A 24,910-nucleotide genomic window follows, 5' to 3' on the forward strand; every position below is an offset into this window, starting at 1 on the left:
GCACGACGTTGTCGCCAACGATGGCGTAGTAGCCAGCAGCGTTGGTGCCCGGCGTGAAAGTGATGGTCAGGCCTGCACGCGGGGTTTCTTCGTCGGTTGCGGTGAAGGTACCGGCGACGGTGCCTTCTACGGCGGAGTTTTCTTCCAGGGTGTTGGCAACAACATCAATCACCGGCACATCGTTGTGCAGGTTGACGGCTGGCTGGTCGGAACCGGTGGAGCTCAGGCCCTGAGGATCGGTGACGGTCAGGTCGATTTTTGGCAGCTGGTTGCCGGCGTTGACGAAGTCGGCGCCTGCTTTGGTCAGCACAACGTTGTTGCCGGAAATGGCGTAGTAGCCAGCGTCGTTGGTGCCTGGCGTGAAGCTGATGGTCAGGCCTTCACGTGGGGTTTCTTCGTCTTTCGCAACGAACGTACCGGCGACGGTACCTTCAGCGGCCGAGTTTTCTTCCAGGGTGTTGGCGGTAACGGTGATAACCGGCACGTCGTTATGCAGGTTAACCACTGGCTGGTCGGAACCGTTGGAGTTCAGGCCTTCTGGATCGGTAACCGTCAGGTCGATCTTCGGCAACTGGTTGCCGGCATTAACAAAATCCGCACCCTTCTGGGTCAGCACAACGTTGTTACCGACGATGCTGTAGTAGCCATCAGCGTTGCTGTTGCCCGTGAAGGAAATGGTCAAGCCATCACGCGGCGTCTCTTCATCGCTAGCAGTGAAAGTACCGGCGACAGTACCCGCAGCAGCGGAGTTTTCTTCCAGCGTGTTAGCAACAACAGTGATCACCGGCACATCGTTTTGCAGAGTAACAACCGGCTGGTCGGAACCCGTGGAGTTCGCACCCTGAGGGTCAGTAACCGTCAGGTCAATCTTCGGCAATTGATTGCCGGCGTTAACAAAATCCGCACCCTTCTGGGTCAGCACTACGTTATTGCCAACGATGCTGTAGTAGCCATCAGCGTTGCTGTTGCCCGTGAAGGAAATAGTCAGGCCTTCACGCGGCGTCTCTTCGTCGGTCGCGGTGAAAGTACCAGCGACGGTGCCCGCTGTAGCGGTGTCTTCAACGATGGTATTGGCAACCACCTCAATCACCGGCACGTCGTTTTGCAGGGTGACGGTCGGCTGGGCGTTGTTGCTGGAGTTCAGGCCTTCTGGGTCGGTGACGGTCAGGTCGATCTTCGGCAGTTGATTGCCGGCATTCACAAAGTCCGCGCCCTTTTGGGTCAGCACGACATTGTTATCGACGATGGCGTAGTAACCATCTTTGTTGCTGTCGCCCGTAAATGCGATTTTCAGCTGGTCAGCTGGCGTTTCTGCGTCGCGAGCCACAAAGGTGCCCGCCACAGTGCCGGCGACGGCGGTGTTTTCGATCAGGGTGTTGCCCGTCACTTCGATCACCGGCGCATCGTTCACCGGCGTCACCGTCACATTCAGCGTGCTGCTGGAGCCGGTGTTGGTGGTGTAGCCAATGGTCGGCACTTCACCGTTGTAATCCTTGACCGGGGTAAAGGTGTAGGCGCCATCGGCACCAATGGTGATGCTACCCACGCCTTCGATATTGGCCGTTTGGCCGGCGTTATAAGTGTTGCCGCCCACCTGGAAGGTGGCCACGCTCAACACGTTGTCGATGTCGCTGTCGTTGCTCAGCACGTTGCCGGTGGCGACGCCATCTTCAGCGATTGTGTTGGTATCCGGCGTCAATACGCTCGGATCGTCAACAGCGACAACGGTGGAAGTTGCCGGCGCAGGGTTGATCGCCAGGTCTTCGTAGTTGCCACCGGTGGCGCCGGTAATCGTGACGCTGACGTTCAGGTCTTTGCCATCCGCCAGGTTGGCAGGCGTGTCGACGCTGACCGTGCCGGAGGATTTACCGGCTTCGATGGTGATGGTGGTGTTGTTGGACAGCTTGATGACGACGTCGGTCTGCGCCGGGTTGTTCACGGTCGCGGTGTAGACGATCTGGCCGCCTTCATTCACCGACGGGGTCGCGGTCAGCGTGACGGTGGTGGTGTCGATGGTGTCGTTGATCTGGGTAACCGCTGGCGCCGGGTCAGTGGTGATGATCAGGTTGCCGCCGCCGGCGGTGCCGGTGATGGTCGCGGAGATCGACGAGGCGTCCAGGTAAGGCGTGTCGTTACCCGCGAACGTGACGTTCAGCGCGCCCGAGGTCTGGCCGGCGGCGATCACTACGGAGAGGCCGTTGGACAAGGTAACGGTCAGGTCGCTGGTCGGCGCCTGGGTGATGAATACGGTGTAGACCACAACGCCACCGGCTTCGGTGATGCTCGGTGTGGCGGTCAGGGTGATGGTGACGCTGCGCGCATCGGGGCCGTTGGTGTCGGTGGCGCCGGTTTGGGTGGTGCCCACTGCGTCACCGGCATTCAAGCCGGTCGTCGGGTAACCGATGGTGGGGTCAACCACGCCTGCGGTGGCTTCCAGCACGACAAAGCTGTGGCCGCCGCCAGCAGCGCCGTCGGCGCCGGCAGAGGTCGGGCCGGCTGCGGTGGCTTCGAGGTCTTGGGTCGGGTCAGCACCAGCAGCGATGGCTTGCTGCAATTCGGCGACGGACGGTGCAGCTTGAGCGGTGGCGGCACTGAGGTCGGTGACGGAATCAGGAGCGTTCGCGCTCCACTGAGTGTCACGGCCCAAGTCGATGGTGCGGCCATCAGCCAGCTCCAGGGATACGGCGCCTGCGGCGCCCGTATCAACCTGCTCACCGGCGAACAGACGATCCCCTTCTACAAGCAGGCGACGAATCCCTTCCGGGGATACCGCAAACACTTGACCGACAATGCTTTTGACGACCGCAACGCTGCTCATAAAAGACTCTCCGTGTATTACCGTTCGGGGTATCCATCATGGAGACCGGCCTCATTACCTATGCCGATTCGATAGCTGGAGTACGTAACTAAGTGTGAAATATTTGGCGTCAATAATTTGTTGTTTAATTCAGCAAATTACTTTTCCGTCAAGGTATTGACCTATTTGGCGCCATCCTAAACAATCCGCCCGGTAATGTCACATTGATATTTAATCGGCTCGCGACTTTCTGTTTGGACTACCAGGTTCCTATGACAAGCAGTCATTTCGGTTGCCAATTCCAATGCAATTTTTCACGTTTGTTGCGTTTTTAAGGCAACCAATCCCGGGGAAACATCAGAATGCGTTTGCACCTTTTTAAAGCCGTGCCGTTTGCTCTAGCCGCCAGTTTCGTCCAGGCCCAGACCCTGCCGGAAGCGATGCAAGACGCGGTGCAGAACCATCCTGAGATCCAGGCTGCCATCAATGCGCGCATTGCCGCTGACTACCAAGTCCGCGAAGCCCAGGGCGGCTACCTGCCTAAAGTGGACCTGTTGGGTGGTTATGGCCGCGAAAGCTCCGACAACACCTCGACCCGCGCCGCCAGCAACAGCCATGACTGGAAAACCCTGAACCGCGGCGAGTCGACCATCCGCCTGCAACAAAATTTGTTCCAGGGCTTTGGCACCGTTAATGAAGTCGGCCGCCAACAAGCCACCGCCAACTCCCGTGGCTATGCACTGCTGAACACTTCCGAGCGCACCGCGCTGACCGTCGCCCAGGTGTATCTGGATGTCCTGACCCGTCGCGAGATGGTGCAACTGGCAGAAGACAACCTGAAAAGCCACGAACGTATTTTTGACCAGATCAAACTGCGCACCAGCCGTGGCGTCGGAAGAATGGCGGACATGGACCAGGCCGAAGCCCGACTGGCCCAAGCGCAAAACAACCTGATCACCGAGCAGACCAACCTGGCAGACGCCAACACCAACTTCTTCAGCGTTGTCGGCAAAGAACCCGATCAACTTGAAAAGCCATTGGGCGTTGTCACCGCACTGCCTGCCAGCCTGGATGAAGCCCGTCGCCAGATGATCGCCGACAGCCCGGTGCTGCGCTCGGCCGAATCCGACATCGCCGCTGCCGAAAAGCAGTACGAAGCCGCCAAGTCGACCTTCTACCCGCGTTTTGATGCGGTGCTGCAACGCTCCGCCAACAACAACGTCGGCGGCGACGAAGGCCATGACAATGGTTATTCCGCGATGCTGAACATGCAGTTCAACCTGTACAACGGCGGTAGCGACAAAGCCAGCCTGCAATCCAAGGCTTCCCAGGCCACCCAGGCGCTGGATATCCGCAACAACGCCCTGCGCCAGTTGAACGAAGAATTGGGCCTGGCGTGGAACGCCTACAACAACGCCACCCAACAGGTACCGATCGCGCAGCAATACGTGGACCGCAGCACCAAAGTTCGCACCTCGTACCAGCAGCAGTTCAGCCTCGGTGAGCGTACACTGCTCGACTTGCTCGACAGCGAGAACGAACTGTTCACCGCTCAGCAGCGTTTGGCCCAGATCAAAAGCCTGCATATCTACACGCAGTACCGTATCAAGGCCGACATGGGCCAACTGCTGAAAAGTCAGGGCGTGGTTGCTCCGATGGCATCAGTTGTGCAAAACGATATTAAACCGTCGGTAAACCTGCCAGGGATGAACTGATTCTTGACGGCGTTGAACCACAAAACCGCTTAAGAGAGAGTCAGCTTGGATCCTGAAATTGGTGTGGCGCAACTCAACCATGACCCGCGCACTCAGCATGACGACCCATTGCTAGATGGGTTGTTGGCTCTCTGCTCCCTGCATTACAAGCCCGCCAGCCGGGCCATGCTGACCACCGGCTTGCCGCTGGCAGGCCAGCGCATGAGCGCCGACCTGCTGCCGCGCGCAGCAGCGCGGGCGGGTTTGCAGGGGCGGTTGCTGCAACGCAAGCTGGAACAGATCCCCTCCATCGCATTGCCGGCCTTGCTGCTATTAAAGGAAGGACGCAGTGCGGTGCTGCTGGGCTGGGAGGGTGATACCGCCCGCCTGCTGCTCAGCGAAAGTGACGGTGGCGAAGTCCACGTCAGCCGTGAAGTGCTGAGTCAAGATTACAGCGGTCGGGTTTTCTTCGCCCAGCCGCAGCATAAATTTGACGTAACCAGCGGCACCCTGATCCCACGCGCTCGCTCGTGGTTCAAAGACACCCTCAAGCGTTCACGCTGGCTGTACGCCGACGCCATCGCCGCAAGCCTGGTGATCAACCTGATCGCCCTGGCCGCGCCGTTGTTCGTGATGAACGTGTATGACCGCGTCGTGCCGAACCAGGCCACCGCTACCCTGTGGGTGCTGGCCATCGGTATTTGCGGCGCCTATCTGTTCGACCTGCTGCTCAAGAGCATGCGCAGCCTGTGCCTGGACTTGGCGGGCAAGAAAACCGACCTGATCATTTCGGCGACGCTGTTTGAGCGCATTGTCGGCATGTCGATGAAAATGCGCCCGGCGCGCGTCGGCAGCTACGCGTCAAACATCCACGAGTTCCAGGGGATGCGCGACTTCCTCACGTCCCTGACCCTCGCCAGCCTGATCGATTTGCCGTTTACCTTGATCATCCTCGGCGTGATCGCGTTGTTGGGCGGCCACCTGGTGTGGATCCCCATCGTCGCCTTCCCGCTCGCCCTGGGCATCGGCCACTTCCTGCAAAAACCGCTGACCGCGACACTTGAGCGCACCATGGCCCTGGGCGCCGAGCGCCAGTCGAGCCTGATCGAAACCCTCGCCGGGCTGGATGCGGTGAAGGTCAACAACGCCGAAAGCGAACGCCAATACCAGTGGGAACAAACCATTGGCACCCTCAGCCGCCTGGAGCTGCGGGTCAAGGTTCTGTCCGGCCTGGCGATGAACATCACGCTGCTGATCCAGCAAGTGGCCGGCGTGGCGATGATCATTTTTGGTGTGTACCAGATCATCGACGGCACCCTGAGCATGGGCGGCCTGGTGGCCTGCTACATGCTCAGCGGCCGCGCACTCGGCCCATTGGCCCAGTTGTCGGGCCTGCTGACGCGTTACCAGCAAGCCAAGGTAACAATGGTTTCGGTGGACCAGATGATGGAGCTGCCGCAGGAACGCAACTTCGACGAACGCCCCCTCAGCCGCAAGACGCTGCAAGGCGCGATGACCTTCCGCGAAGTCAATTTCACCTACCCGGACCAGCAGAACCCGGCACTGCGCGGGATCAACCTGAACGTCCGCCCTGGCGAAAAAATCGGCATCATCGGCCGCAGCGGCTCGGGCAAAAGCTCGCTGGCCAAGCTGCTGGTGGGCCTGTATCAACCGGACTCCGGCTCGTTGCTGGTGGACGGTGTAGACATCCGCCAGATCGACGTCAGCGAGCTGCGCCACAACATCGGTTACGTCGCCCAGGACATCCAACTGCTGGCCGGCACCCTGCGCGACAACCTGGTCTCGGGTGCGCGCTACGTGGACGATGAAATGGTGCTGCAAGCCGCCGAACTGGCTGGCGTGCATGAATTCGCCAGGCTGCACCCGCAAGGCTACGAGTTGCAGGTGGGCGAGCGCGGGCAGAACCTCTCGGGCGGCCAACGCCAGAACGTCGCCCTGGCCCGTGCGTTGCTGCTCAACCCGCCGATCCTGCTGCTGGACGAACCGACCAGCGCCATGGACAACACCGGTGAAGAGCGCCTGAAACAGCGCTTGCAAGCCGTCATCGAAAACAAGACGGTGATTCTGGTCACCCACCGCGCCTCGCTGTTGAGCCTGGTGGATCGCCTGCTGGTGATCGACCGTGGCCAGATACTCGCAGACGGTCCAAAAGCGGCCGTCATGGAAGCGCTGAAAAAGGGGCAGATCAGTGTTGCTTAAGTCCGGCCCAGGCCGTTGGAAAGATGTGATCTTCCGCTACTTCAAGGGCAGCGACTCGCTGGATGACCAGCCCCTGCCCGAAGTCGAAAAAGCCCTGATCGACGACGCCCCGCGCATCGTGCGCCTGACCATCTGGGGCGTGATCGGCTTTTTCGTGTTCATGCTGCTGTGGGCCCACTTCGCGATCATCGACGAAGTGACCAAGGGCGAAGGCAAGGCGATCCCGTCGTCGCGCATCCAGAAGATCCAGAACCTGGAGGGCGGCATCGTCGCCCAGATCTATGTGCACGAAGGCCAGATCGTCGAGGCCGGCGCGCCGCTGATCCGCCTGGACGACACGCGCTTTGCCTCCAACGTCGGCGAAACCGAAGCCGAGCGTGTGTCCATGGAACTGCGTGTGGAACGCCTCAGCGCGGAAGTCGACGACCGCCCGCTGAAGATCACCGACGCCGCACGCAAAGCCGTGCCCAACCAGGTGTCGAACGAAGAATCGCTGTACGCCAGCCGCCGCCAGCAACTGGCCGACGAAATTGGCGGGCTGCAACAACAGCTGCTGCAACGCCAGCAAGAACTGCGTGAGTTCAGCTCCAAGCAGGAGCAGTACCGCAACAGCCTGAACCTGCTGCGCCAGGAGATCGGCATGTCCGAACCGCTGGTCGCACAGGGCGCCATTTCGCCGGTAGAAGTCCTGCGCCTCAAGCGCTCGGAAGTGGAAACCCGCGGCATGCTCGACGGCACCACCCTGGCCATCCCCCGCGCCCAGGCGGCGATCAACGAAGTGCAGCGCAAAGTCGACGAAACCCGCGGCAAGTTCCGCAGCGAAGCCCTCGCCCAGCTGAACGAAGCCCGCACCATGCTAAGCAAGGCGCAAGCCACCTCCAAGGGCTTGGAAGACCGCGTCAGCCGCACCATGGTCACCTCGCCCGTGCGCGGCATCGTCAAGCAGATGCTGGTCAACACCGTCGGCGGCGTGATCCAGCCCGGCAGCGACATGGCCGAAGTGGTGCCACTGGACGACACGATCCTGGTCGAAGCCAAGATCCGCCCGCAAGACATCGCCTTCCTGCACCCCGGCCAGGAAGCCATGATCAAATTCACCGCCTACGACTACACCATCTACGGCGGCCTCAAAGGCAAACTCGAACAGATCGGCGCCGACACCGTGATGGATGAAGAGAAGAAAAACACCTTCTACATCATCAAACTGCGCACCGACCGCAGCCACCTCGGCACCGACGAGAAGCCACTGCTGATCATCCCCGGGATGGTGGCTTCGGTGGACATCATCACCGGCAAGAAGAGCATCTTGAGCTACCTGCTCAAACCGATCATCAAGTCCCGCGCCGAGGCGATGCACGAGCGTTGATTGCGGGGAAATGTGGGGCGGGGATGCGAAAACTTGGGTTTTCGCAAAAATAGTCAGATTTCAGGGGTTTACAGAACCTTGGCAGTCGCTATAATCGTCGCCCAACACGCCGGTATAGCTCAGTTGGTAGAGCAACTGACTTGTAATCAGTAGGTCCCGGGTTCGACTCCTGGTGCCGGCACCATATCTCGAAGCCCCGCAATGCGGGGCTTTGTGGTTTCTGGGGTTTGGAGATTCAGCCTGACACTTCAGTGAAAACGTCCACAAAGTGTCCACACCTCATTTTTTTGCTGATATTCCAAACGTCCATCTGCGTTTGCTTCTTGGCGCTACGAGCTCGCTCCCCAGCTCCAAAAGCTGCTGAAGTAAATCAGCGACCGCTTTGAAATCCTCATGTCGCTTGGTACCTCTACCCAAACAGCCAGTTTCCGATACGTCGATTTTGAAGGCATCTGCGTACTGATAAAATCGCACAACCTGTGCGGCTTGATCCGCAGGAAGCATTCCAATTTTACTGATGTTGCCTCGGTAAACTCTGTTGTAACCATCATCAACAGGTATCGTGAACGTAATAGGTTTAGGCCCACCATCAAACATCCCCTGAGAACGTCCAATAGCCTGCAACTGAATCGCCCCGGATTCTCTAGACACCTTGCAAGCTCATTACGTAACGTTTTTCAAACTCTACCGGCGACAGCTGATTGTTGAAACCATGACGACGTTTTGCGTTGTAAAACATCTCGATGTAATCGAACACATCACTACGAGCATCTTCCCGTGTGGTGTAGATTTTCCGCTTGATCCGTTCCCGTTTCAGAAGCTGAAAAAAGCTCTCGGCCACGGCATTGTCATGACAGTTCCCACGACGACTCATGCTGGCGACTAAGTTGTTCGCCTTCAAAAAGCTGCGCCAATCGGAGCTACTATATTGGCTGCCCTGATCGCTGTGAACCATCACTTCCTGCTTCGGTTTTCGCCTCCAAACCGCCATCAATAACGCATCAATGGCCAAATCACTGGTCATCTGCGACTTCATTGACCAGCCAACGACCTGACGAGAAAACAGATCCAGCACCACTGCCAAATACAACCAGCCTTCATACGTACGAATGTAGGTGATGTCGGTGACCCAAACCTTGTTGGGTTCTACAACATCAAACTGGCGCTTCAGTAAATTGGGTGAGGCGACCGCTGGCTTACCGCCGTGCTTTCCAGGGCGGCGTCGATACCCTGTCTGAGAGCGCAACCCCTCAAGACGCATCAGCCTCGCCACACGATGGCGACCACAGTCTTCACCGATCTCGCGCAGATCATCATGGATTTTGCGATAGCCATAAACGCCGCCGCTCTCAAGCCAGGAATGCTTGATCAAACCCAACAGTCGCTGGTCGTCTTTGGCACGTACCGATTGCGGCTCAGACAGCCAGGCGTAATAACCGCTTGGATGGACTTTCAGCGTCAGGCAAAGCCGTCGAATCGAATAGTCGCCCGTGTGCTGCTTGATGAAGGCGTACTTCAGCCGCACTCCTTGGCAAAGTACGCGGCGGCCTTTTTTAATATGTCTCGCTCTTCAGTGACGCGCTTGAGTTCCGCTCGCAGACGACGCAGTTCAGCGTGCTGATCATCATCCTGCTGCCGTTCTTCTTGAGGTTTGCTGTAACGCTTTATCCAGGCATAGAGGCTATGCGTCGACACGCCGAGACGGGCCGCTACATCAGCGACAGGCAGCTGTTTTTCGGTCACTTGATTGACCGCTTGGATTTTGAATTCTTCGGGATAACGTGGGTTGCTCATGGCACCTCCTAATTGGCCTCAGTTTAAGGCAAAGAGGTGTCTAGGAAACCCGGGGCGATTCAGTGACGCATGGGATGCTAAGGCCAACTGGCCTGCGTGCTTGCACTTTGGAGTTTCATTTGGGTCTGCCTCTTCCGTTCAACTTGATCGTAAAAGCCGCTTCCTGGGTTTGGCAGCGTGTAACCAGGGTGCTGCTATACAAGACCTATGTTGGATCACATCGAAAATGGAATTCTCGTCATCAACTCGGATCGCGGTGGGAGCCATTAGGAGACTACCTAGAGTATTCCTTGAGGCTGGCGCAGCCGAAAGATCACAAACCCCATGTCTCTAAGCTTGCCTTAAGATCGACCGGTCAGAGACTGTCAAATGTGGATCTTTATTTCGAGGCCCGTGGCGCTGGCGTCCGCTATCAGGACAAAATATCTGTTTGTGAAGTTGACCGAACCCCGATGGTCTGGAACTTGATAAATGTTCCGGTTCTGGATTTTGTTGGAGGCCTCCGAGAGGAAATAGCATTCTCTGTCGAAGAGGTCGAATTGCGGCAGTGTGTTGTAAGGCTTTCGAGCGGAGAGGCTCTTCCACCTTGTAATACTATGCGTTCATACCTATCCCAAAGTTGGATCCTGAGTGATGAGTGGATGTATCAGTGGGGGCATTGGTGGAACTGTAATGCGATAAAGTTTGCTAAGGGAGAAATCGCCATGTATTGGCGTTTGTGCTTTGGGCTTCCCAGAAATCGAGTGTATTCGCCTTACGCAACAGGCCCACGCCGCAAACCAGTCATACAGACACTCCTTCGAGGTATTGGGCGGATCATGGCACTACCCCCGCTTGTGACAGCTCAGTTCTGGTTGGCTATCTGGTCAGGGCTGTTTGTGATAGATCGCGATGACAGGCTTAGCTTCAGGTGGGCAGCAGGCAAGAAGGATGAAGTCGACACTGCTTGACTGTCCCGGCGAATTCCGTTGGCGGGAGGCCGCTTTGGGCCGTTTGCTTGTTGCCGCTGACCCCAGCATAGGCAGCAATCGGCCAGAAGCAGACCGTCATACCATTTTGCAATAGGACGCTGCGGGCCGATGAAAAGGCGGAGCACTGCAACAGCTGTAAGTGTTACTTTATAGCTGAGATATCAATATGATATCATGATAAAATTCTTAAAAGGAAGTTAAAAGTGGTCAACCCAGCCCTTTCGATAATGAAAAATTTCATCATAAAAACTTGGCAGTTCTTTGCAAGCATTGTGGTGGTTCTAGTTGTTTTCCTTAGTCAATTCCATGACTTCAAGTCTCCGGACATTATTCTAGAGGTCACATCTGTTAAAGCTACAAGTTCGCAACCGGTCGACCTTGTAAAATTTGCAGAGCTATCCTCTTTAAAGTCTCTTATTGCGAATGAGGACCGACCTTTTTATTCACAATCTAAAGACCGCGATTACTCCCCAGAAGAAATAGATCGCATCCTACTTACCCACAAGAACAATATCCACTCAATGACTGAGGATATTGAAAAGTCAGAAAAAAAACTGGGTTCAGCAATGTCGGGAGCTGATCAAAAATCCACATTAGACACTTTAACCAATCTAGACGAAGACCTAGAAGGATCCGGGGGACTACGTGTTTTATTAGGCGCCCGGTCGCCGCAAACTGCTACTGAAGTTTTTACTACCGAGAAAAAAATTGAAACATTACGCCTTAGTATAAACCAACAGCTTGAGAGTAAAAGAAAACTTAGAGACAGCACGAACTCCAAATACAAAGAAGCAAATAAGCAGTGGGCAGACTTTAAATCAAATGTAATGCCAAGCAGAGCTAAATTGGTAATCACGTGCGCAATAGGGAATCAAGGAAGCGGAGCAACCTCATTGAAACCACAGGCTCTCTTTCGAGCGAACCTAGGGGAAGGTAATTATCTCGATTTCCCCATGAAAATGAGCGATTACGATAGCTCGCCCGAAGCTGCAACTTTGCAGTCTCAGTCTTATAAAGTTATCAAATTTGAATCGGATGAGATTCAGTCTATGACTGCTGCAGACAGGGAACGTTTTAAGGCATTCCTAGGAAATGCGTCTCCAGCGAGGATTTTCATATCTGACGTCCGTGGCGCAGTGTATGCATCCAACTCAGTGCCTTTTTCCCCAGGTGTATATGAGCAAAAAATGTTTGATTCATTGAAGCAGTTTGCATCTTCGACAAGAACTCGATAAAGCTATAATATTTATAATGTGCTTATTTATCTTTAGGTCAGACTGCATGAGATAGGAAAGAGCAAATCGCCTCACCCTTTCTAGACAACCGCGAGTGTCCGCTTCTAGCCGATAGCAGTCATCGGTGGATGTCCGCTTTGGGTCGGTTTCGGCCGGTCGTGGAAGGCAGAAATCGGCCAGAAGCGGCCTCTCAAAGCGAAAGCTTTCTACGAAAACCAGGGGCGACTCGGCCCACTTTTGTTGATAGCTTTCAGCAGTAGAGTTGTGCTTCATACTCTAAGAGCATCCATCATCTGCTCAAAATTCATCCCTGCTAGCTTGCGAAGGAATTTTTTATCGTTCAGCAAACCAAACCTCCTCTTTTGTCGCTCCTCATAAATTTTTAATGGCTTTGGGCGAGCCTGAACAAAACGTTTCGATTTCTTATAGTCAAAAAATGGTAGGTCTGGAAAGACAGCACCGCCTTTGAAAGCGCCATGGAATTTTAATGTAAATTTGTCAGGCGTATCCACAACAGCGTCAATGGCACAATCAAATCCTGCACGACTTTCAGGTCTTGGCCTGCTCAAGAAAGACTTCAAATATTTTATGTCTGCTGAATACACGCAGTTTTCAGAATTCAAGTACTGCAACGTATTTACCACTTGAACATCTGACTCAGAGACAGCCAAAACTGATCTGGTTTTGTCGAAGGTCCGGGCATACGGCAAGGTCAAACGATAAGCATCCGGATCATATAGCAAAACACAATAACTAGGATCAATCGGAAAAACCACCACCAAACCCTTGGACATTGTTCCAACAATACCAAACTCGGAAAAATCAGACATATGGTGATTCAGAAATACCACTGGAGAATCTGAAAATACGAATGGGATTTCTGTATTATTTTCTAGCAGTATGCAACTCAAATCGCTCATTGACCAAGTAGAGGATAAAGCCAATAACATTTGCCGCCAATGCCATTTCGCCTCATCTGCCGCAAAGCTGGAAATGGAATTTCTTGCATGCCAGGACTTTGCAGCTTCAATATCTTTAACTTTATCCTCAAGGTCCACGAACGCCTCTATTGTACGAAAGGCACTAGAGGTTTCCGCTCGCTTCTTAGAGGTTCTCGCCTCCTGATATGCAATATACTCAATGAGTGAAAGCTTTTGCCTTTTATCTATAGACCCCGTGTTCAGAACGTCTACTATGTGCTTCCTCAGCCTATTCTCAACGATGCAAACTTCATTCTCTATCTCTGCATCCCCATAAAAATATGACTTTGAAGCCTGGTCGGCAACAGAGCTTGAAGGAATAACTTTACCTTTGGAAACAAGAAATACTGAAATAAAAGCCTGCTTGCCATTAAAAAATTTAAAATAGTACTGCGGTACATAATGCTGATTTTTCTTTTTTTCTTTTTTTTCCACATTTACATCCAAATAACCATTCGGTGAGAGCAAAACTGCATACCTAGGGGGACTTTGAAAAGTCGGCTTTTACGAAGTGGCAGACTGGAAAGCCCAATGCCTACTGGACTGCATTTTTCGGAGCAGGACTGTTTCGGATTATCCCTTATGCGTTGATGGCTCGATGCTACTGCAGCTTATCGTGCCACGCTACTCTCACTTGCCGGAGGATCCGCTTTTGGCCGTTCTCTGCCCGTCGCGAGAGGCAGAAAGCGGCCGTCTGTTGCCTGTCGCCACGGCAGCTTTTCGCGGATTCCTGCCTATTCTCTACGGAAGAGATGATCAACAACGTTTGAATTCAGGAGGTGTACCATTCGTATGCGGCTCTGAATTACTTACCGACCGACAATGTGCTGACATCTAAAAAATCCCGAATTCGATTCCACCGAACGCCATAACTAGCTGATTTATTTATAGTTACTAGTTGGGGTACGCCGAATTTTCCAACGAACTCCAGACGCCCGAAAAACCTGGCCCCGCCGAAACACACCGTTCGTCTGGTGCCGGCACCATACAAAACGAAGCCCCTGCAGAAATGCAGGGGCTTTGTTGTTTCTGGGGATCTCAAATCACGGCCAATTTTCATCGCCGCCTCCAATAGAGATGCTGGCCTTCAGAAAGCATGGACCGTTAACAAAGCCTCAACCATTGCCGGTCAAGGCCTGTCCTCGTAGATATCCCCGTCACCTACTGCGCCAACGGGTTGTGCCCAAACTGCATGTGTTGGGCATTGGCCGGCTCAAAGATCTCAATGTTACGCCCCGACCGCATCCCTGGCAGTTGGGAGGCAAGGACATTGATGTTGTAGACCACCGAACAACGGGCAACCGGAAGTGTGAAGTTGACCACGGCATGGTAGGTGGGTTCGATATCCCCTTCGGTGAGCAGGGTCAGCAGCGAACCGCTGATCACGATGGCTTGATCAGGGCCCAGGTCGACCAAGCATTCGGTGTCGTCGATGTAGATGACCAGGCCAGGTCCATTGGGTTTGATAAGGGTGAGCAGGTGACCGTCTTCGTGACGCTGCTGAAGGTATTTCCTGCCGGAGGCACGCAGCTCTTCACGGTAGTGGTTGAACTGCAGATAGGAGTCCCTGCCGATATCGATTTTCTCGGCGTATCCGTAGTGATCGCCAATCGCCTCGATCAAATGTTGACCATACCGGGCAGCTTGCGCCTCGTAACTTTCCGCGCGCGCATAAAAGTCAGTCTGACTGAAGTCCCATGCGGCATGTTCGGCCTTGTAGCGCTTCCAATAGTTGAAAGTTTCACACAAATCAGAATTAACGACTGATTTAAGATAGGAATAACCCACCGGGTAAAATCCGTCAGTCCGCTCGACAAAACTGAATTTTTTCTTCTCGCTGATTGAGACTCCATCAATCAACTTCTGCATTTCCCGGAAGTCCGTTTGCATGGACGGTGTGATCGTGACGATCGCATAGCCCTTGTTGACAATTTCCGCCGCCCATTGCGCCCACGGCATGGGGACTACTTGCTTTCTATCAATCAGGAACAATTCAGTCGACGGTTTAAGCTCGGCATTAAATGCCGACAAATTTGTAGCAGGCATGGAAGTTCTCCCAACATAATATTGATTAATTGGCTTTGATATTAGCTTTAGACTTAAAGCGTTTAATACTCAGCGCATCAATTTCACATTCAGTGACCACCATGCCGACAACGATAAGACACGCACCTACTATATTCACCATCCCTAGTCGATCACCTCCTAGCACGTAGCCGAATAAACCACCAAACACGGGTTCCAGTACCAGGATCAAGGCAATCCTGGAGGGCGAAGCCTCCACCTGTGCCCTGGTCTGGACGAAGTAGGCAAGTGCAGTACCTGCCACCCCGATGATACCGATGGCCCAGAACACCGCAGGTGTCTTGGGTACATCCAAAGCGTTCTCGCCAAGGCTCCAGATCAAGGACAACAGCCCTACGACCAACACTTGTACGAACGCCAACGCTGCCGAGTCAATACCTTTGCTGTACTTCGACAGCACCACGATATGCAACGCCGTAAACACCGCGCAGGCCAGGACCAGCAGATCCCCGAAGTGGATGCTGATGCCTTTGAGGGTAAGCAACCCAAGACCCACTGTGGCGATCAGGGCGCCCAGCGCCTGTTTTTTACTGGGCTTTGACTTGAGGATTAAATACGCAAACATCGGCGTGAAAACAATCGCCAAGCCCGTGATAAAACTGGCATTGGAGGCACTGGTCCAGCGCAGACCACTGGTTTGAAAGGCGAAGGCAAAAAACAAGGCTGCCCCCGCTACCCCACCGTAAGCAATATCCAACCGGCGCATGTTAATAATGCGTTTGGGCACGAACAGCAGAATAACGAGCGCACCGGTTAAAAAGCGATACGCGTTAAAAGAAGAGGCACTGATCTCCAACAGGGCGGCGTGAATTGCAACAAACGACCAGCCCCACAACACCGTGATCCCCACCAACGCCCACGACCAAAACAAGGCGGCGTTCATGACAGATCACCCAGGTTCAAGACAAAAATGCTGGCAATCAAAAGCCCAACACCCGTGACTTTATAAACAGTGAAGTGTTCCGAAAACAACCAATAACTGCCGACGGCAATTAGGACGGCGCTGGATGAAGCCCAAAGGGAATACATCACACTGATATCAAGTACCTTTGACGCCACCGCCATAAGTACAACAGCGCCACCGTAAAATAATACGGTGAATAAAGAGGGCCAGAATAAGTTAAACCCATTGGAGTATTTCAAGGCCATCGTGCCAGCAAACTCGAGCACGACACTGATGCCAATAATAAACCAAGACCAATGAATGACAGACACGGAAACCTCCAACACTGACTGTTTATACCGAACAGTCAGTGGAAGGTGTGTTGTCTAGCGGTACCTAACAGTGAATACCCTAGGCTGCCAAAAGTGAATTTTCAAGAATTGGATCCAAGGTTTTTATAATTTTACGCAATAACGTCCTCTCGTTACTGAATATTTCGGTTGGCGCACGACGTGCCTGTCACTCAGATCAATGTCCGGCGATCTGCCCGCCATCAACAGGCGCAATGCCCCCATTCCCGATCGCCTTCGCCCAACCGACAAACAGCTATTGACCACCTACCCCCCAAAGCCTAACGTCTGCATACCGTGTACACAGCGTATACAGAATATGTATGGAGCAACGTTATGGCAGCCTCTCCCGTTCTGTCTTTCCGAGTGAAGCCCGAGCTTGCCAACGAGTTGGATCAACTGGCACACGCGACCGACCGAGATCGTCAATACCATCTGCAGCGAGCCTTGAGCCGCTATATGGCCGATGAGTCCTGGCATTTCAAAGCCGTGCAAAAAGGCATCGAGGATGCTGCAGCCGGCAACGTCACTGATCTGGATGCCGTAAAGGCTAAGTGGGTAAAACGTGCCGAAGATCGCATTAAGCAGCAAAGCGGAAAGTGACCTGGATGGAATTTACGAGCACTACGAAGCATTAGTTGGCGCTGAGCTGGGGGAGGCTGCCGTCTTCCATATTCTCAGCAGTCTGGAGATGCTGGAGCGCTTCCCTAACGCGGGTAAAGCGTCTCCAAGCCCCGATTGCCGGGAGCTCATCATCACCACCTACCCGTATCGGGCTACGTACAGCCTGCAAGGTGATCGAGTGATAGTGTTTCGAATTCTTCATCAGCATTCGGAGCGTCGTGAAGATTGGTGATACGTAAAATGTTCAAGCAAGAGGACCTACTGATTACAAGTCAGTAGGTCACGATTCAGCTCCACAGTACAAAGCCCCGCGCGCGGGGCTTTGTGGTTTCTGATGTATGAAGAAAAGCAATTTTAAATTGACTCAACACCGTTCATCCAGCATCGAATGCCCCTTGCCTAAATACCCTACCATCACAATAATGAGAGCTATTACCATTTACTCCCCAATGGCCCGCTCATGTCGCCCCTCGATCACTCCGCGCTTCATCAGCTCTACAGCGAACACAACAGTTGGCTAAAAGGCTGGTTGCGCGTGCGTCTGGGCAATGCGGCGGATGCGTCTGACTTGGCGCAGGACACCTTCATACGCGTCATGACGGCCCGCAATACGGCGCCGATTCGTGAGCCTCGCGGCTATCTAAGCGCCATCGCCCGCTCGCTGTTGATCGACAAATCCCGCCGTCGGGCGATCGAGCAGGCGTACCTGTTCGCGCTGGCACAACAGCCGGAACCGGTGGCGGTGTCGCCGGAGGTGCGCTTGTCGATTATCGAGATGTTGCTGGCGATCGACAGCCTGCTCGATGAATTGGGCACACGTACGCGGGAGATTTTCCTCGCGGTGCAACTCGAAGGCCTGACCTACGTGGCAGCCGCAGAGCGGTTTGGCGTGTCGGTGACGACGGTGAAGAATCATTTGATCCGCGCCATGACCCAGTGCCTGTTGCTGGTCGAACCCTGATGGCCGCGCCGCTGGATCTGAAGACACTGGAAGCCGCCGCCACCTGGTACGTGCAGCTGAACGACGGCGCACCCGACGAGGCGCGTACCCTCGCCTGGCAGGAGTGGTTGCAGGCGAGCCCGCAACACGCGGCGGCCTGGGCGCGGGTGGAAGCGCTGCAACAGCAGTGGGCGCGAATGCCGCAGCGGGCGGCGCTTTCCGGGTTGGGGGCGGCGCAGCAGCAGCGGCGTGACGTACTGAAGATTCTCGGCATGCTGATGGCCGTTGGCGCAGGTTCATGGCTGGCGGTGGAGCAGGTGCCGTATCGCTCGATGCTCGCCGGGCAACGCACCCACGCCGGTGAGCGGCGCTCGCTGCAACTGGACGATGGCACGCGGTTGGAGATGAATGTCGATACATCACTGGATATCCAGTTCGACGGCCAGCAACGCCTGATCCAGCTGTACCAGGGCGAGATCCTCGTGCAAACCGCCAAGGACCCGGCCCAGCGACCGTTCAGCGTGACCACCAGCGATGGCAACGTGCGCGCACTCGGCACCCAATTCAGCGTGCGCCAATGGGGCGATCACACCGAAGTGGGCGTCGAACAGGCCGCTGTCGAAGTTCGCCCACGCCGCAATGACACGCAACGACTCACCCTGGAAGCCGGCCAACAAGTCAGCTTCGACCGCGATGCCATTGGCCGCCCTCACCCGTTGCCCCAAGGCTCAACCGCCTGGGTCCAGGGCATGCTGAGCGTGGACGACTGGCGCCTGGGGGATTTCATCACCCAGTTGGGCCGCTACCGCCCCGGTGTGTTGCGCTGTGCGCCGCAGGTACAGAACTTGAGCATCTCCGGGGCGTTTCGGATTGATGACACTGACACCGTCCTACAAAACCTGGGCAAATCCCTACCGGTGAAAGTGACGTACCTGACGCGCTACTGGGTCAGCGTCGAAGCCCTGTAAAAAAACCACAAGCAACCTTGCTGATTTCGATTCTCATCCGTCAATGACACAAGCCGCGCACACAGCGGCTCTCTGCCAAGACTACGCAAGGACAATCGAATGCTCCCGCTTCCTCTTACCGCCAAGACGGCCATGGCCCGTGCCGTGCGCCTGGCGCTGTTTGGTTTGACCCTGGCCAGCCTGCCCGCGCTGGCGCTGCAAGCCACTCCCGCACACGCCCAGAGCCAGGCCGCGTACGAGATTGCGCCGGGCTCGCTCGGAAATGCCCTGACCCAATTCGGCGTGCAGGCGGGCGTGACGATTTCGTTCGATACCCAGCAGACGCGCAACCTCACCAGCGAAGGGCTCAAGGGCGCGTACACCGTTGAAGAGGGCCTGGCGCGATTGCTGGCCAACAGCGGCCTGGCGGCGCAACGTCAGAGCAACGGCGGTTATGTACTGGTCGCCAGCACCAGCGACGGCCCCTTGCAACTGCGCGCCACCGAAGTCACCACCAACCAACTGGGCACCGTGACCGAAGGCAGCGGCTCCTACACACCGGGCACCATCGCCACCGCGACCAAACTGGTGCTGACCCCACGCGAGACGCCGCAGTCGATCTCCGTGGTAACCCGCCAGGCCATGGACGACTTCAGCCTCAAGTCCCTCGACGACGTGATGCGCCACACGCCGGGCATCACCGTCGCGGCTTACGACAGTGAGCGCACGTCCTACTACTCCCGTGGCTTTGCCATTCGCAACTTCCAGTACGACGGCATCCCGATCCTGCAGGACGCACAATATTCATCCGGCCACACCCTCACCGACACGGTGATCTACGACCGCGTCGAGATCCTCAAGGGCGCCACCGGCCTGCTCACCGGCGCCGGCGGCCTGGGTGGCACGATCAATATGGTGCGCAAGAAACCCACCTCGGAATTCAAGGGCTACATCGACCTGGGCGCGGGTTCCTGGGACAACTATCGCTCGGAAGTGGACGTCAGCGGCCCGCTGACCGAGTCGGGCAACGTGCGTGGGCGCGCCGTCGCGGCCTATCAGGACAAGCACTCGTTCCTCGACCACTATCAGCGCCAGACCGCCGTGTACTACGGCATCCTCGAGTTCGACTTGTCACCCGACACACTGCTGACCGTCGGCGCCGACTACCAGGACAGCGACCCGCAGGGCTCCAGCTGGTCCGGTTCGGCAGCGCTGTACGATTTGTCCGGCAACCGTATCAGCACACCGCGTTCGTTCAACAACGGCGCCAAGTTCAGCTCGTGGGCGCAGTACACGCGCACCGGCTTCGCCACCCTCGAACACGAATTCGCCAACGGCTGGGTGGGCAAGGCGCAGTACAACCACCAGATCAACGGCTACGACGCGCCGCTGTCCGCGCTGCTGAGCCCGAATGCAACCACCGGCAAAGCCACGATGCTGACCCGTGCCTACTACGGTGAAACCACCAGCGACACCGGCGACCTGTACGCCACCGGCCCGTTCAGCCTGTTTGGCCGCGAACATGAGCTGGTGGTCGGCACCTCGGTGTCGCGCTCGCGCTGGACCGGCAAAGACTACACCGCCGCCGTCCACGTCAACGGCAACAGCCACGACTACTTCCCCTGGGATGGCGACGCCGCAGAACCAGGCCGTGGCCCGATGACGAATTACAACGACGAAACCACCCGCCAGAGCGCCGGCTACGTCACCGCCCGCTTCAACGTGACGGACGCCATGCACCTGATGCTCGGCACCCGGGTCAACAACTTCGAAGTCACCGGCACCAGCCAGGTCAAGGACACCGGCAAGGTCGTGCCCTACGCCGGCCTCACCTACGACCTCAACGACAACCTCTCGGCATACGCCAGCTACACCGAGATCTACCTGCCGCAGCGCGAATACCGCGACCTCAACAACAAACCGGTGGAGCCGGATGAAGGCCAGAACTACGAGATCGGGCTCAAGGGCGAATTCTTCGATGGCCGCCTGAACGCCAGCCTCGCCTACTTTGAAATCCACGAGGACAACCGCGCGGTCAGCGACGACAGCTATGTCTCCGAAACCATCCCCGGGCTGTACGGCGCCTATAAAGGGGTGGAATCGAAGACCAAGGGCTACGAAGCGGAAATCTCCGGCGAACTGGCCCCCGGCTGGCAATTACAGGCGGGCTACACCCACAAGATCATGCGCGACAAGCAGGGCGAGAAGCTGTCCACCTGGGAACCGGAAGACCAGTTCAACCTCTACACCAGCTACAAGCTGACCGGTCCGCTGGACAAACTCACCCTGGGCAGCGGCGTGCGCTGGCAAGGCACCGGCTGGAAACTGTTGACCAACAACTACACCACTGGCAGCCAGGACAACTTTTCCCAGGAACCGCTGTGGTTGCTGGACCTGATGGCCCGCTACCAGATCACCGACAACGTCTCGGCCACGCTCAACGTCAACAACGTCTTCGACAAGACCTACTACACCAACATCGGCTTCTATAACTCGGCCTACTACGGCGACCCACGCAACGTGATGCTCAGCACGCGCTGGAATTTCTGACCGCGACACCCCTCGGCCACAGGCTGGCCGAGGGGTTTGCATTTGCCCAACGCAATGGCACTTAGCCACTTTTCCAATTGACACCCCCTCCCCGCTCCGCTAAAAACCCTGTCTTGCTTGTGCTTTTTATCGAGACACGGATGTTGTCGAACCCCCCGCTGTTCAAATACCGCCGCTATTGGCTGGCCGCATTTATCGTGCTGCTGGCGATTCTCGACCCGTTCGGCCTGGCCAGTTCCAGTGACAAGGCCTCTTCGCAGTGGCTCAACCGTCTGTTCGCCAGCAATTACCCCAGCACCGGCCAGCAACAGGTGGCCGTGATCCTGATCGACGACGCCTACCTGATGCGCAACCAGACTTCCTGGCCGATGCCCTATGGCGAGCAGAGCAAGCTGTTCAAGCGCTTGCTCGCGTACAAGCCCAAGGCAGTGTTTGTGGATTTGCTCTACAGCCACGACCACTCGTTCGGCGACCCGGCGCGGGGCAGCCAATTATTGGCGAACGTGTTCGAGCGTTATCAACGCCAAGGCATTCCGCTGTGGTTGGCCAATACCGGCGTGGTGCGTGGCGAGGCGGGCCAGGCCAATACGCTGGCGCCGTTTGTCGAGGTCAGCCGGCCGGGCCTGGTGGCATGGGAAGGCGTGGACGACAAGTACCCGCTGGCGGTGAACACCCCGATAGGGCTGATGGAAACGCCAGCCCTGGCGATGTACCGACACTTCTGCTCCACCCAGCCGTGCAAACAGCCGCCGGTGGATGCGCAAGTCGCCGCACAGATGCAGCCCATCGCCGTGCAATGGGGCCTGAAACTCGCACCGGAACAAGCGCGCATCGCCGACATCGGCCATTGCGCACCGGCGCGGCATTTTTTGCTGGAAGCGGTGGTGCAGTTGTTCCAGGCGGTGTTCTGGAAACTCGACGATTCGGCCCAGGCGCGCTGCCCCTACACGCTGACCTTGGCGGCCAGCGACCTGGAAGTCAGCGACCCGCAAGACCAAGAACTGATCGCCGAACTACTGCGCGACCGCCTGGTGCTGGTCGGTGCCAACATCACCTCCACCGGCGACCTGGTGGAGTCGCCGGTGCACGGCCAACTCCCCGGCGTGTACCTGCACGCCATGGCCCTGGATAACCTGATCAACGACGGCATGGCCTACGACCACGAGCCCGCCAACCTGCCCGGCCTGCCCTTCCATTGGCTGGACTTTGTCGAGATCGGCCTGCTCGCCTTGATCGCCCTGCTTAAGGCCCTGCACGCGCGGCGGCTGGCGGGCTATCGCACCTGGAGCCGTTGGCGGCGCCAGGAAATCTGGTTTTTCACGTCGCCATGCCCATCGTGGCTGTTGGTGATGTCGGTGCTCATCGCGCTGAGTGTGCTGCTGAGCCTGAACCACATCACCCCGGTCAACGTGCTGGGCATTGTGTTGCTGTCATTGGTGCTGTTCAGCGAACGGATCGAAGCCTGGTTCGACCGCGATCGCTGAAGGCACCGCTGTGTTTTTTTGACTCAAGGAACCCAAGGATGAACAAACACCTGATCGTATTGCTCGCCGCCCTGTTCACTCAAGGCGCCTGGGCCGAAACCCACAACATCATGGCCTTCCTCGCCGACCCGGTGGCGGTGTTGGATGAGCAGGGCAAACAACAGCGCGAGCTGCCGAAAAAAGACACGCCCAGCCAGCCGGTGCCGGTGTTGCAGTACAACAAGGCGCTGGACCTGGTGCAGGTGGAACTGGCCGGCCAGAAAGTCTGGCTGGACACCATGGACCTGCGCATCGTGCCGCCGCTCAATATCGTCGAGCTGCCTTGCCAGGGCCTAACCAAGAGCCAGACCAAAGACAGCCGCAATGCCTCGACCATCGGTTTTGGTGCGGGCTGCAATCAATAAAGGAGCGTGGCGGTGAAGGGATATCTATTGCTGGCCAGCGCACTGCTCAGCGGTTGCGCGACATTGAAGGGGGCGGACCAGGCGTTCATGAACCTGGTGGGCCCGTCGACCCAATCCAGGGTGCAGGGCCACTACGTGGACAACACCGACGTGCGCCAGTACTACAAGCTCGACCCGCAACGCCAGAGCCAGCAACGCTTGAGCTACGACGGCCGGGCAGTGCCGGCCGCTGAAGCGCGCCAGCAGAACCTGGTGGATATCCCGATGTTGCAGGTGTACTTGCAGGGCATCGTCACGCGCCTGTCCAAGGGCTGGCCGGGGGAGTTGCCGACGTTGCAGGTGAAGATCACCGACAGCTACGGCTTCGGGCCTTCGGCGGACCCGTACGGCAATCTGTTCGTGCCGCTGGGCATGCTCGATAACGTCGGCAGCGAAGATGAAATCGCCGCGATGCTCGGCCACGAGATGAGCCACGTGCTGCTGCATCACCATGACCGCATGGCCGCCTTCCAGCAGCAAAAAGAGATGTTCACCACCGTCGCCTCCACGGTTGCCCTGGCCACGATGGCCGCCGACACTGGCATCGACCGCAGTTCCGGCACCATGAAAGTGTTCAGCAAAGACCCGGCCGGCACCCAGAAAACCATCGGCAACACGGTGCTGTACACCACGCTGGCCAACACATTTTCCGACCACGTGTGGAGCACCGCCTGGGGCCGCAGCCAGGAAGACCAGGCCGACTTGCTCGGCACCGACCTGATGATCCGCGCCGGCTACGCGCCCCGCGCCGCGACCCATAGCCTGGAGCGCTTGAATGACTTCCAGGGCAAGCAAAAACCGTTGCTCACCGGCTTTCTCACCGCGCGCAAGAACGCCATGCAGGACTCGTTGCAGCAGTTCAACCTCAACCAGTTCACCAAAGAGCTGGACGTGCTGGTCAAGGACGGCTTGACCACCGGGATCACCGCGACCACCCAATACTTCAACCGCTCGCACATGTCGGCAATGGACCGCGACACCGAGCTGCGCCAGTACTTGCAGCGCGAATACCGCCAGGAACGCCGCGCCCGGGTCAGCCCGCAAAGCTGGACGACCATGAAGAATACGCCGCAAGTGGCGAAGGCCATGCAGGGCTACAAAGACGCCTACTTCGCCACCGACGCCCTGGAGAAAAACAAGGTGTCCGACGCCGATGGTTTTGTGCGCAAGGCGCTCGCTTCGCCGGTCAAGGATCAACCGGGCATCCGTCGCACCGCCTACACCGTGCGCCTGGCCCAAGGTAGAAGCAGCGAGGCGATCAAAGAGTTGCAGGCGATCAAGGACTGGTCGCTGGCCGGCCCTTCGACCTATGACCTGATGATCAGCTACCACCTCAAGCGCGGCGATGGGCAATCGGCGCTGGCGATGATCGACAAGGCCGAGCGCCACCTCGGTTCGGAGGAGCTGTTCATCACCGAGAAGCTGCTGGCCAACCAGCAAATGCAGAACGCGCAACAGGTGCAAAGCGTGCTGCGCAAGTGCGAGCAGTACCCGACGCGCAAGGAGAACTGCAAGAAACTGGCGCCGTTGAAGGCCTGACGGGTATC

Annotated in this window: 19 protein-coding genes and 1 tRNA gene; 13 read left to right on the forward strand and 7 right to left on the reverse strand. The window is 56.7% G+C overall.

Annotated elements, in window-relative coordinates:
- The coding region (locus ACU688_RS23560) for a retention module-containing protein (RefSeq protein ID WP_448186571.1) at window positions 1-2,818 on the reverse strand (2,818 nt) is incomplete at its 3' end.
- A 341-nt stretch (window positions 2,819-3,159) separates the two neighbouring features.
- On the opposite strand from ACU688_RS23560, the gene ACU688_RS23565 reads away from it, so the two are divergent.
- The 4 genes from ACU688_RS23565 to ACU688_RS23580 all read left to right on the forward strand — a co-directional run bounded on the left by ACU688_RS23565 (window position 3,160) and on the right by ACU688_RS23580 (window position 8,261).
- Window positions 3,160-4,512 carry a TolC family outer membrane protein gene (locus ACU688_RS23565; RefSeq protein WP_207041060.1) on the forward strand — a complete coding sequence of 451 codons (1,353 nt, stop codon included), beginning with the start codon at window positions 3,160-3,162 and terminating at the stop codon, window positions 4,510-4,512.
- A gap of 45 nt (window positions 4,513-4,557) precedes the next feature.
- On the forward strand, window positions 4,558-6,711 hold the full coding sequence (locus tag ACU688_RS23570; RefSeq protein WP_017734865.1) for a type I secretion system permease/ATPase: 2,154 nt from the start codon (window positions 4,558-4,560) through the stop codon (window positions 6,709-6,711).
- The gene (locus tag ACU688_RS23575; protein ID WP_448186572.1) at window positions 6,701-8,077 is read left to right on the forward strand and encodes an HlyD family type I secretion periplasmic adaptor subunit; all 1,377 of its coding nucleotides are present in this window, start codon (window positions 6,701-6,703) and stop codon (window positions 8,075-8,077) included. The genes ACU688_RS23570 and ACU688_RS23575 overlap by 11 nt, the downstream gene beginning before the upstream one ends.
- A 108-nt stretch (window positions 8,078-8,185) precedes the next feature.
- A tRNA-Thr gene (locus tag ACU688_RS23580) sits at window positions 8,186-8,261 on the forward strand.
- A 95-nt stretch (window positions 8,262-8,356) separates the two neighbouring features.
- Here ACU688_RS23580 and ACU688_RS23585 read toward each other — a convergent pair.
- Window positions 8,357-8,728 (reverse strand): hypothetical protein, encoded by a 372-nt coding sequence (locus tag ACU688_RS23585; RefSeq protein ID WP_448186573.1) that lies wholly within the window; start codon window positions 8,726-8,728, stop codon window positions 8,357-8,359.
- A protein-coding gene (locus ACU688_RS23590) for an IS3 family transposase (protein WP_448186574.1) occupies window positions 8,721-9,871 on the reverse strand; the annotation gives its coding sequence in 2 pieces (ribosomal slippage) (window positions 8,721-9,634 and window positions 9,634-9,871; 1,152 coding nt in all). Before ACU688_RS23590 ends, ACU688_RS23585 begins: the two co-directional genes overlap by 8 nt.
- Window positions 9,872-11,045: 1,174 nt before the next feature.
- On the opposite strand from ACU688_RS23590, the gene ACU688_RS23595 reads away from it, so the two are divergent.
- Window positions 11,046-12,077, forward strand: coding sequence for a hypothetical protein (locus ACU688_RS23595; RefSeq protein ID WP_448186575.1), 1,032 nt, complete (start codon window positions 11,046-11,048; stop codon window positions 12,075-12,077).
- A gap of 269 nt (window positions 12,078-12,346) precedes the next feature.
- On the opposite strand, the gene ACU688_RS23600 is transcribed toward ACU688_RS23595, so the two are convergent.
- The 4 genes from ACU688_RS23600 to ACU688_RS23615 form a co-directional block, all read right to left on the reverse strand.
- Window positions 12,347-13,492 (reverse strand): DUF4238 domain-containing protein, encoded by a 1,146-nt coding sequence (locus ACU688_RS23600; protein WP_448186576.1) that lies wholly within the window; start codon window positions 13,490-13,492, stop codon window positions 12,347-12,349.
- Between the two features lie 726 nt (window positions 13,493-14,218).
- Window positions 14,219-15,103, reverse strand: coding sequence for a hypothetical protein (locus tag ACU688_RS23605; RefSeq protein ID WP_448186577.1), 885 nt, complete (start codon window positions 15,101-15,103; stop codon window positions 14,219-14,221).
- 25 nt (window positions 15,104-15,128) lie between these two features.
- The gene (locus tag ACU688_RS23610) at window positions 15,129-16,025 is read right to left on the reverse strand and encodes a DMT family transporter (protein WP_448186578.1); all 897 of its coding nucleotides are present in this window, start codon (window positions 16,023-16,025) and stop codon (window positions 15,129-15,131) included.
- Window positions 16,022-16,357, reverse strand: a complete 336-nt coding sequence (locus ACU688_RS23615) for a DMT family transporter (protein ID WP_448186579.1) — start codon at window positions 16,355-16,357, stop codon at window positions 16,022-16,024. Before ACU688_RS23615 ends, ACU688_RS23610 begins: the two co-directional genes overlap by 4 nt.
- Before the next feature lie 354 nt (window positions 16,358-16,711).
- On the opposite strand from ACU688_RS23615, the gene ACU688_RS23620 reads away from it, so the two are divergent.
- The 8 genes from ACU688_RS23620 to ACU688_RS23655 all read left to right on the forward strand — a co-directional run bounded on the left by ACU688_RS23620 (window position 16,712) and on the right by ACU688_RS23655 (window position 24,902).
- Entirely contained in the window at window positions 16,712-16,978 is a 267-nt protein-coding gene (locus ACU688_RS23620) for a CopG family ribbon-helix-helix protein (protein WP_448186580.1), read from the forward strand.
- The gene (locus tag ACU688_RS23625) at window positions 16,941-17,231 is read left to right on the forward strand and encodes a type II toxin-antitoxin system RelE/ParE family toxin (protein ID WP_448186581.1); all 291 of its coding nucleotides are present in this window, start codon (window positions 16,941-16,943) and stop codon (window positions 17,229-17,231) included. Before ACU688_RS23620 ends, ACU688_RS23625 begins: the two co-directional genes overlap by 38 nt.
- Before the next feature lie 228 nt (window positions 17,232-17,459).
- Window positions 17,460-17,960: a sigma-70 family RNA polymerase sigma factor gene (locus ACU688_RS23630; RefSeq protein WP_207041053.1), complete on the forward strand. Its 501-nt coding sequence runs from the start codon at window positions 17,460-17,462 to the stop codon at window positions 17,958-17,960.
- A complete protein-coding gene (locus ACU688_RS23635; protein ID WP_448186582.1) occupies window positions 17,960-18,907 on the forward strand; it encodes a FecR domain-containing protein in 948 nt (315 codons plus the stop codon). Before ACU688_RS23630 ends, ACU688_RS23635 begins: the two co-directional genes overlap by 1 nt.
- 99 nt (window positions 18,908-19,006) lie before the next feature.
- The gene (locus tag ACU688_RS23640; RefSeq protein ID WP_448186583.1) at window positions 19,007-21,436 is read left to right on the forward strand and encodes a TonB-dependent siderophore receptor; all 2,430 of its coding nucleotides are present in this window, start codon (window positions 19,007-19,009) and stop codon (window positions 21,434-21,436) included.
- 140 nt (window positions 21,437-21,576) lie between these two features.
- The gene (locus ACU688_RS23645; protein ID WP_448186584.1) at window positions 21,577-22,920 is read left to right on the forward strand and encodes a CHASE2 domain-containing protein; all 1,344 of its coding nucleotides are present in this window, start codon (window positions 21,577-21,579) and stop codon (window positions 22,918-22,920) included.
- 38 nt (window positions 22,921-22,958) lie between these two features.
- The gene (locus ACU688_RS23650) at window positions 22,959-23,324 is read left to right on the forward strand and encodes a hypothetical protein (protein ID WP_448186585.1); all 366 of its coding nucleotides are present in this window, start codon (window positions 22,959-22,961) and stop codon (window positions 23,322-23,324) included.
- A gap of 12 nt (window positions 23,325-23,336) precedes the next feature.
- A complete protein-coding gene (locus ACU688_RS23655; protein WP_448186586.1) occupies window positions 23,337-24,902 on the forward strand; it encodes a M48 family metallopeptidase in 1,566 nt (521 codons plus the stop codon).
- Window positions 24,903-24,910 lie beyond the last annotated feature (8 nt).

This window comes from Pseudomonas acericola (SeqCode), assembly GCF_053456465.1.

Excerpts from the sequence above, each read along its gene's own strand:
- ACU688_RS23635 (WP_448186582.1), top strand. The coding sequence starts at position 17,960 with ATGGCCGCGCCGCTGGATCTGAAGACACTGGAAGCCGCCGCCACCTGG.
- ACU688_RS23620 (WP_448186580.1), top strand. The coding sequence starts at position 16,712 with ATGGCAGCCTCTCCCGTTCTGTCTTTCCGAGTGAAGCCCGAGCTTGCC.
- ACU688_RS23645 (WP_448186584.1), top strand. The coding sequence starts at position 21,577 with ATGTTGTCGAACCCCCCGCTGTTCAAATACCGCCGCTATTGGCTGGCC.
- ACU688_RS23605 (WP_448186577.1), bottom strand. The coding sequence starts at position 15,103 with ATGCCTGCTACAAATTTGTCGGCATTTAATGCCGAGCTTAAACCGTCG.
- ACU688_RS23640 (WP_448186583.1), top strand. The coding sequence starts at position 19,007 with ATGCTCCCGCTTCCTCTTACCGCCAAGACGGCCATGGCCCGTGCCGTG.
- ACU688_RS23630 (WP_207041053.1), top strand. The coding sequence starts at position 17,460 with ATGTCGCCCCTCGATCACTCCGCGCTTCATCAGCTCTACAGCGAACAC.
- ACU688_RS23565 (WP_207041060.1), top strand. The coding sequence starts at position 3,160 with ATGCGTTTGCACCTTTTTAAAGCCGTGCCGTTTGCTCTAGCCGCCAGT.
- ACU688_RS23610 (WP_448186578.1), bottom strand. The coding sequence starts at position 16,025 with ATGAACGCCGCCTTGTTTTGGTCGTGGGCGTTGGTGGGGATCACGGTG.
- ACU688_RS23650 (WP_448186585.1), top strand. The coding sequence starts at position 22,959 with ATGAACAAACACCTGATCGTATTGCTCGCCGCCCTGTTCACTCAAGGC.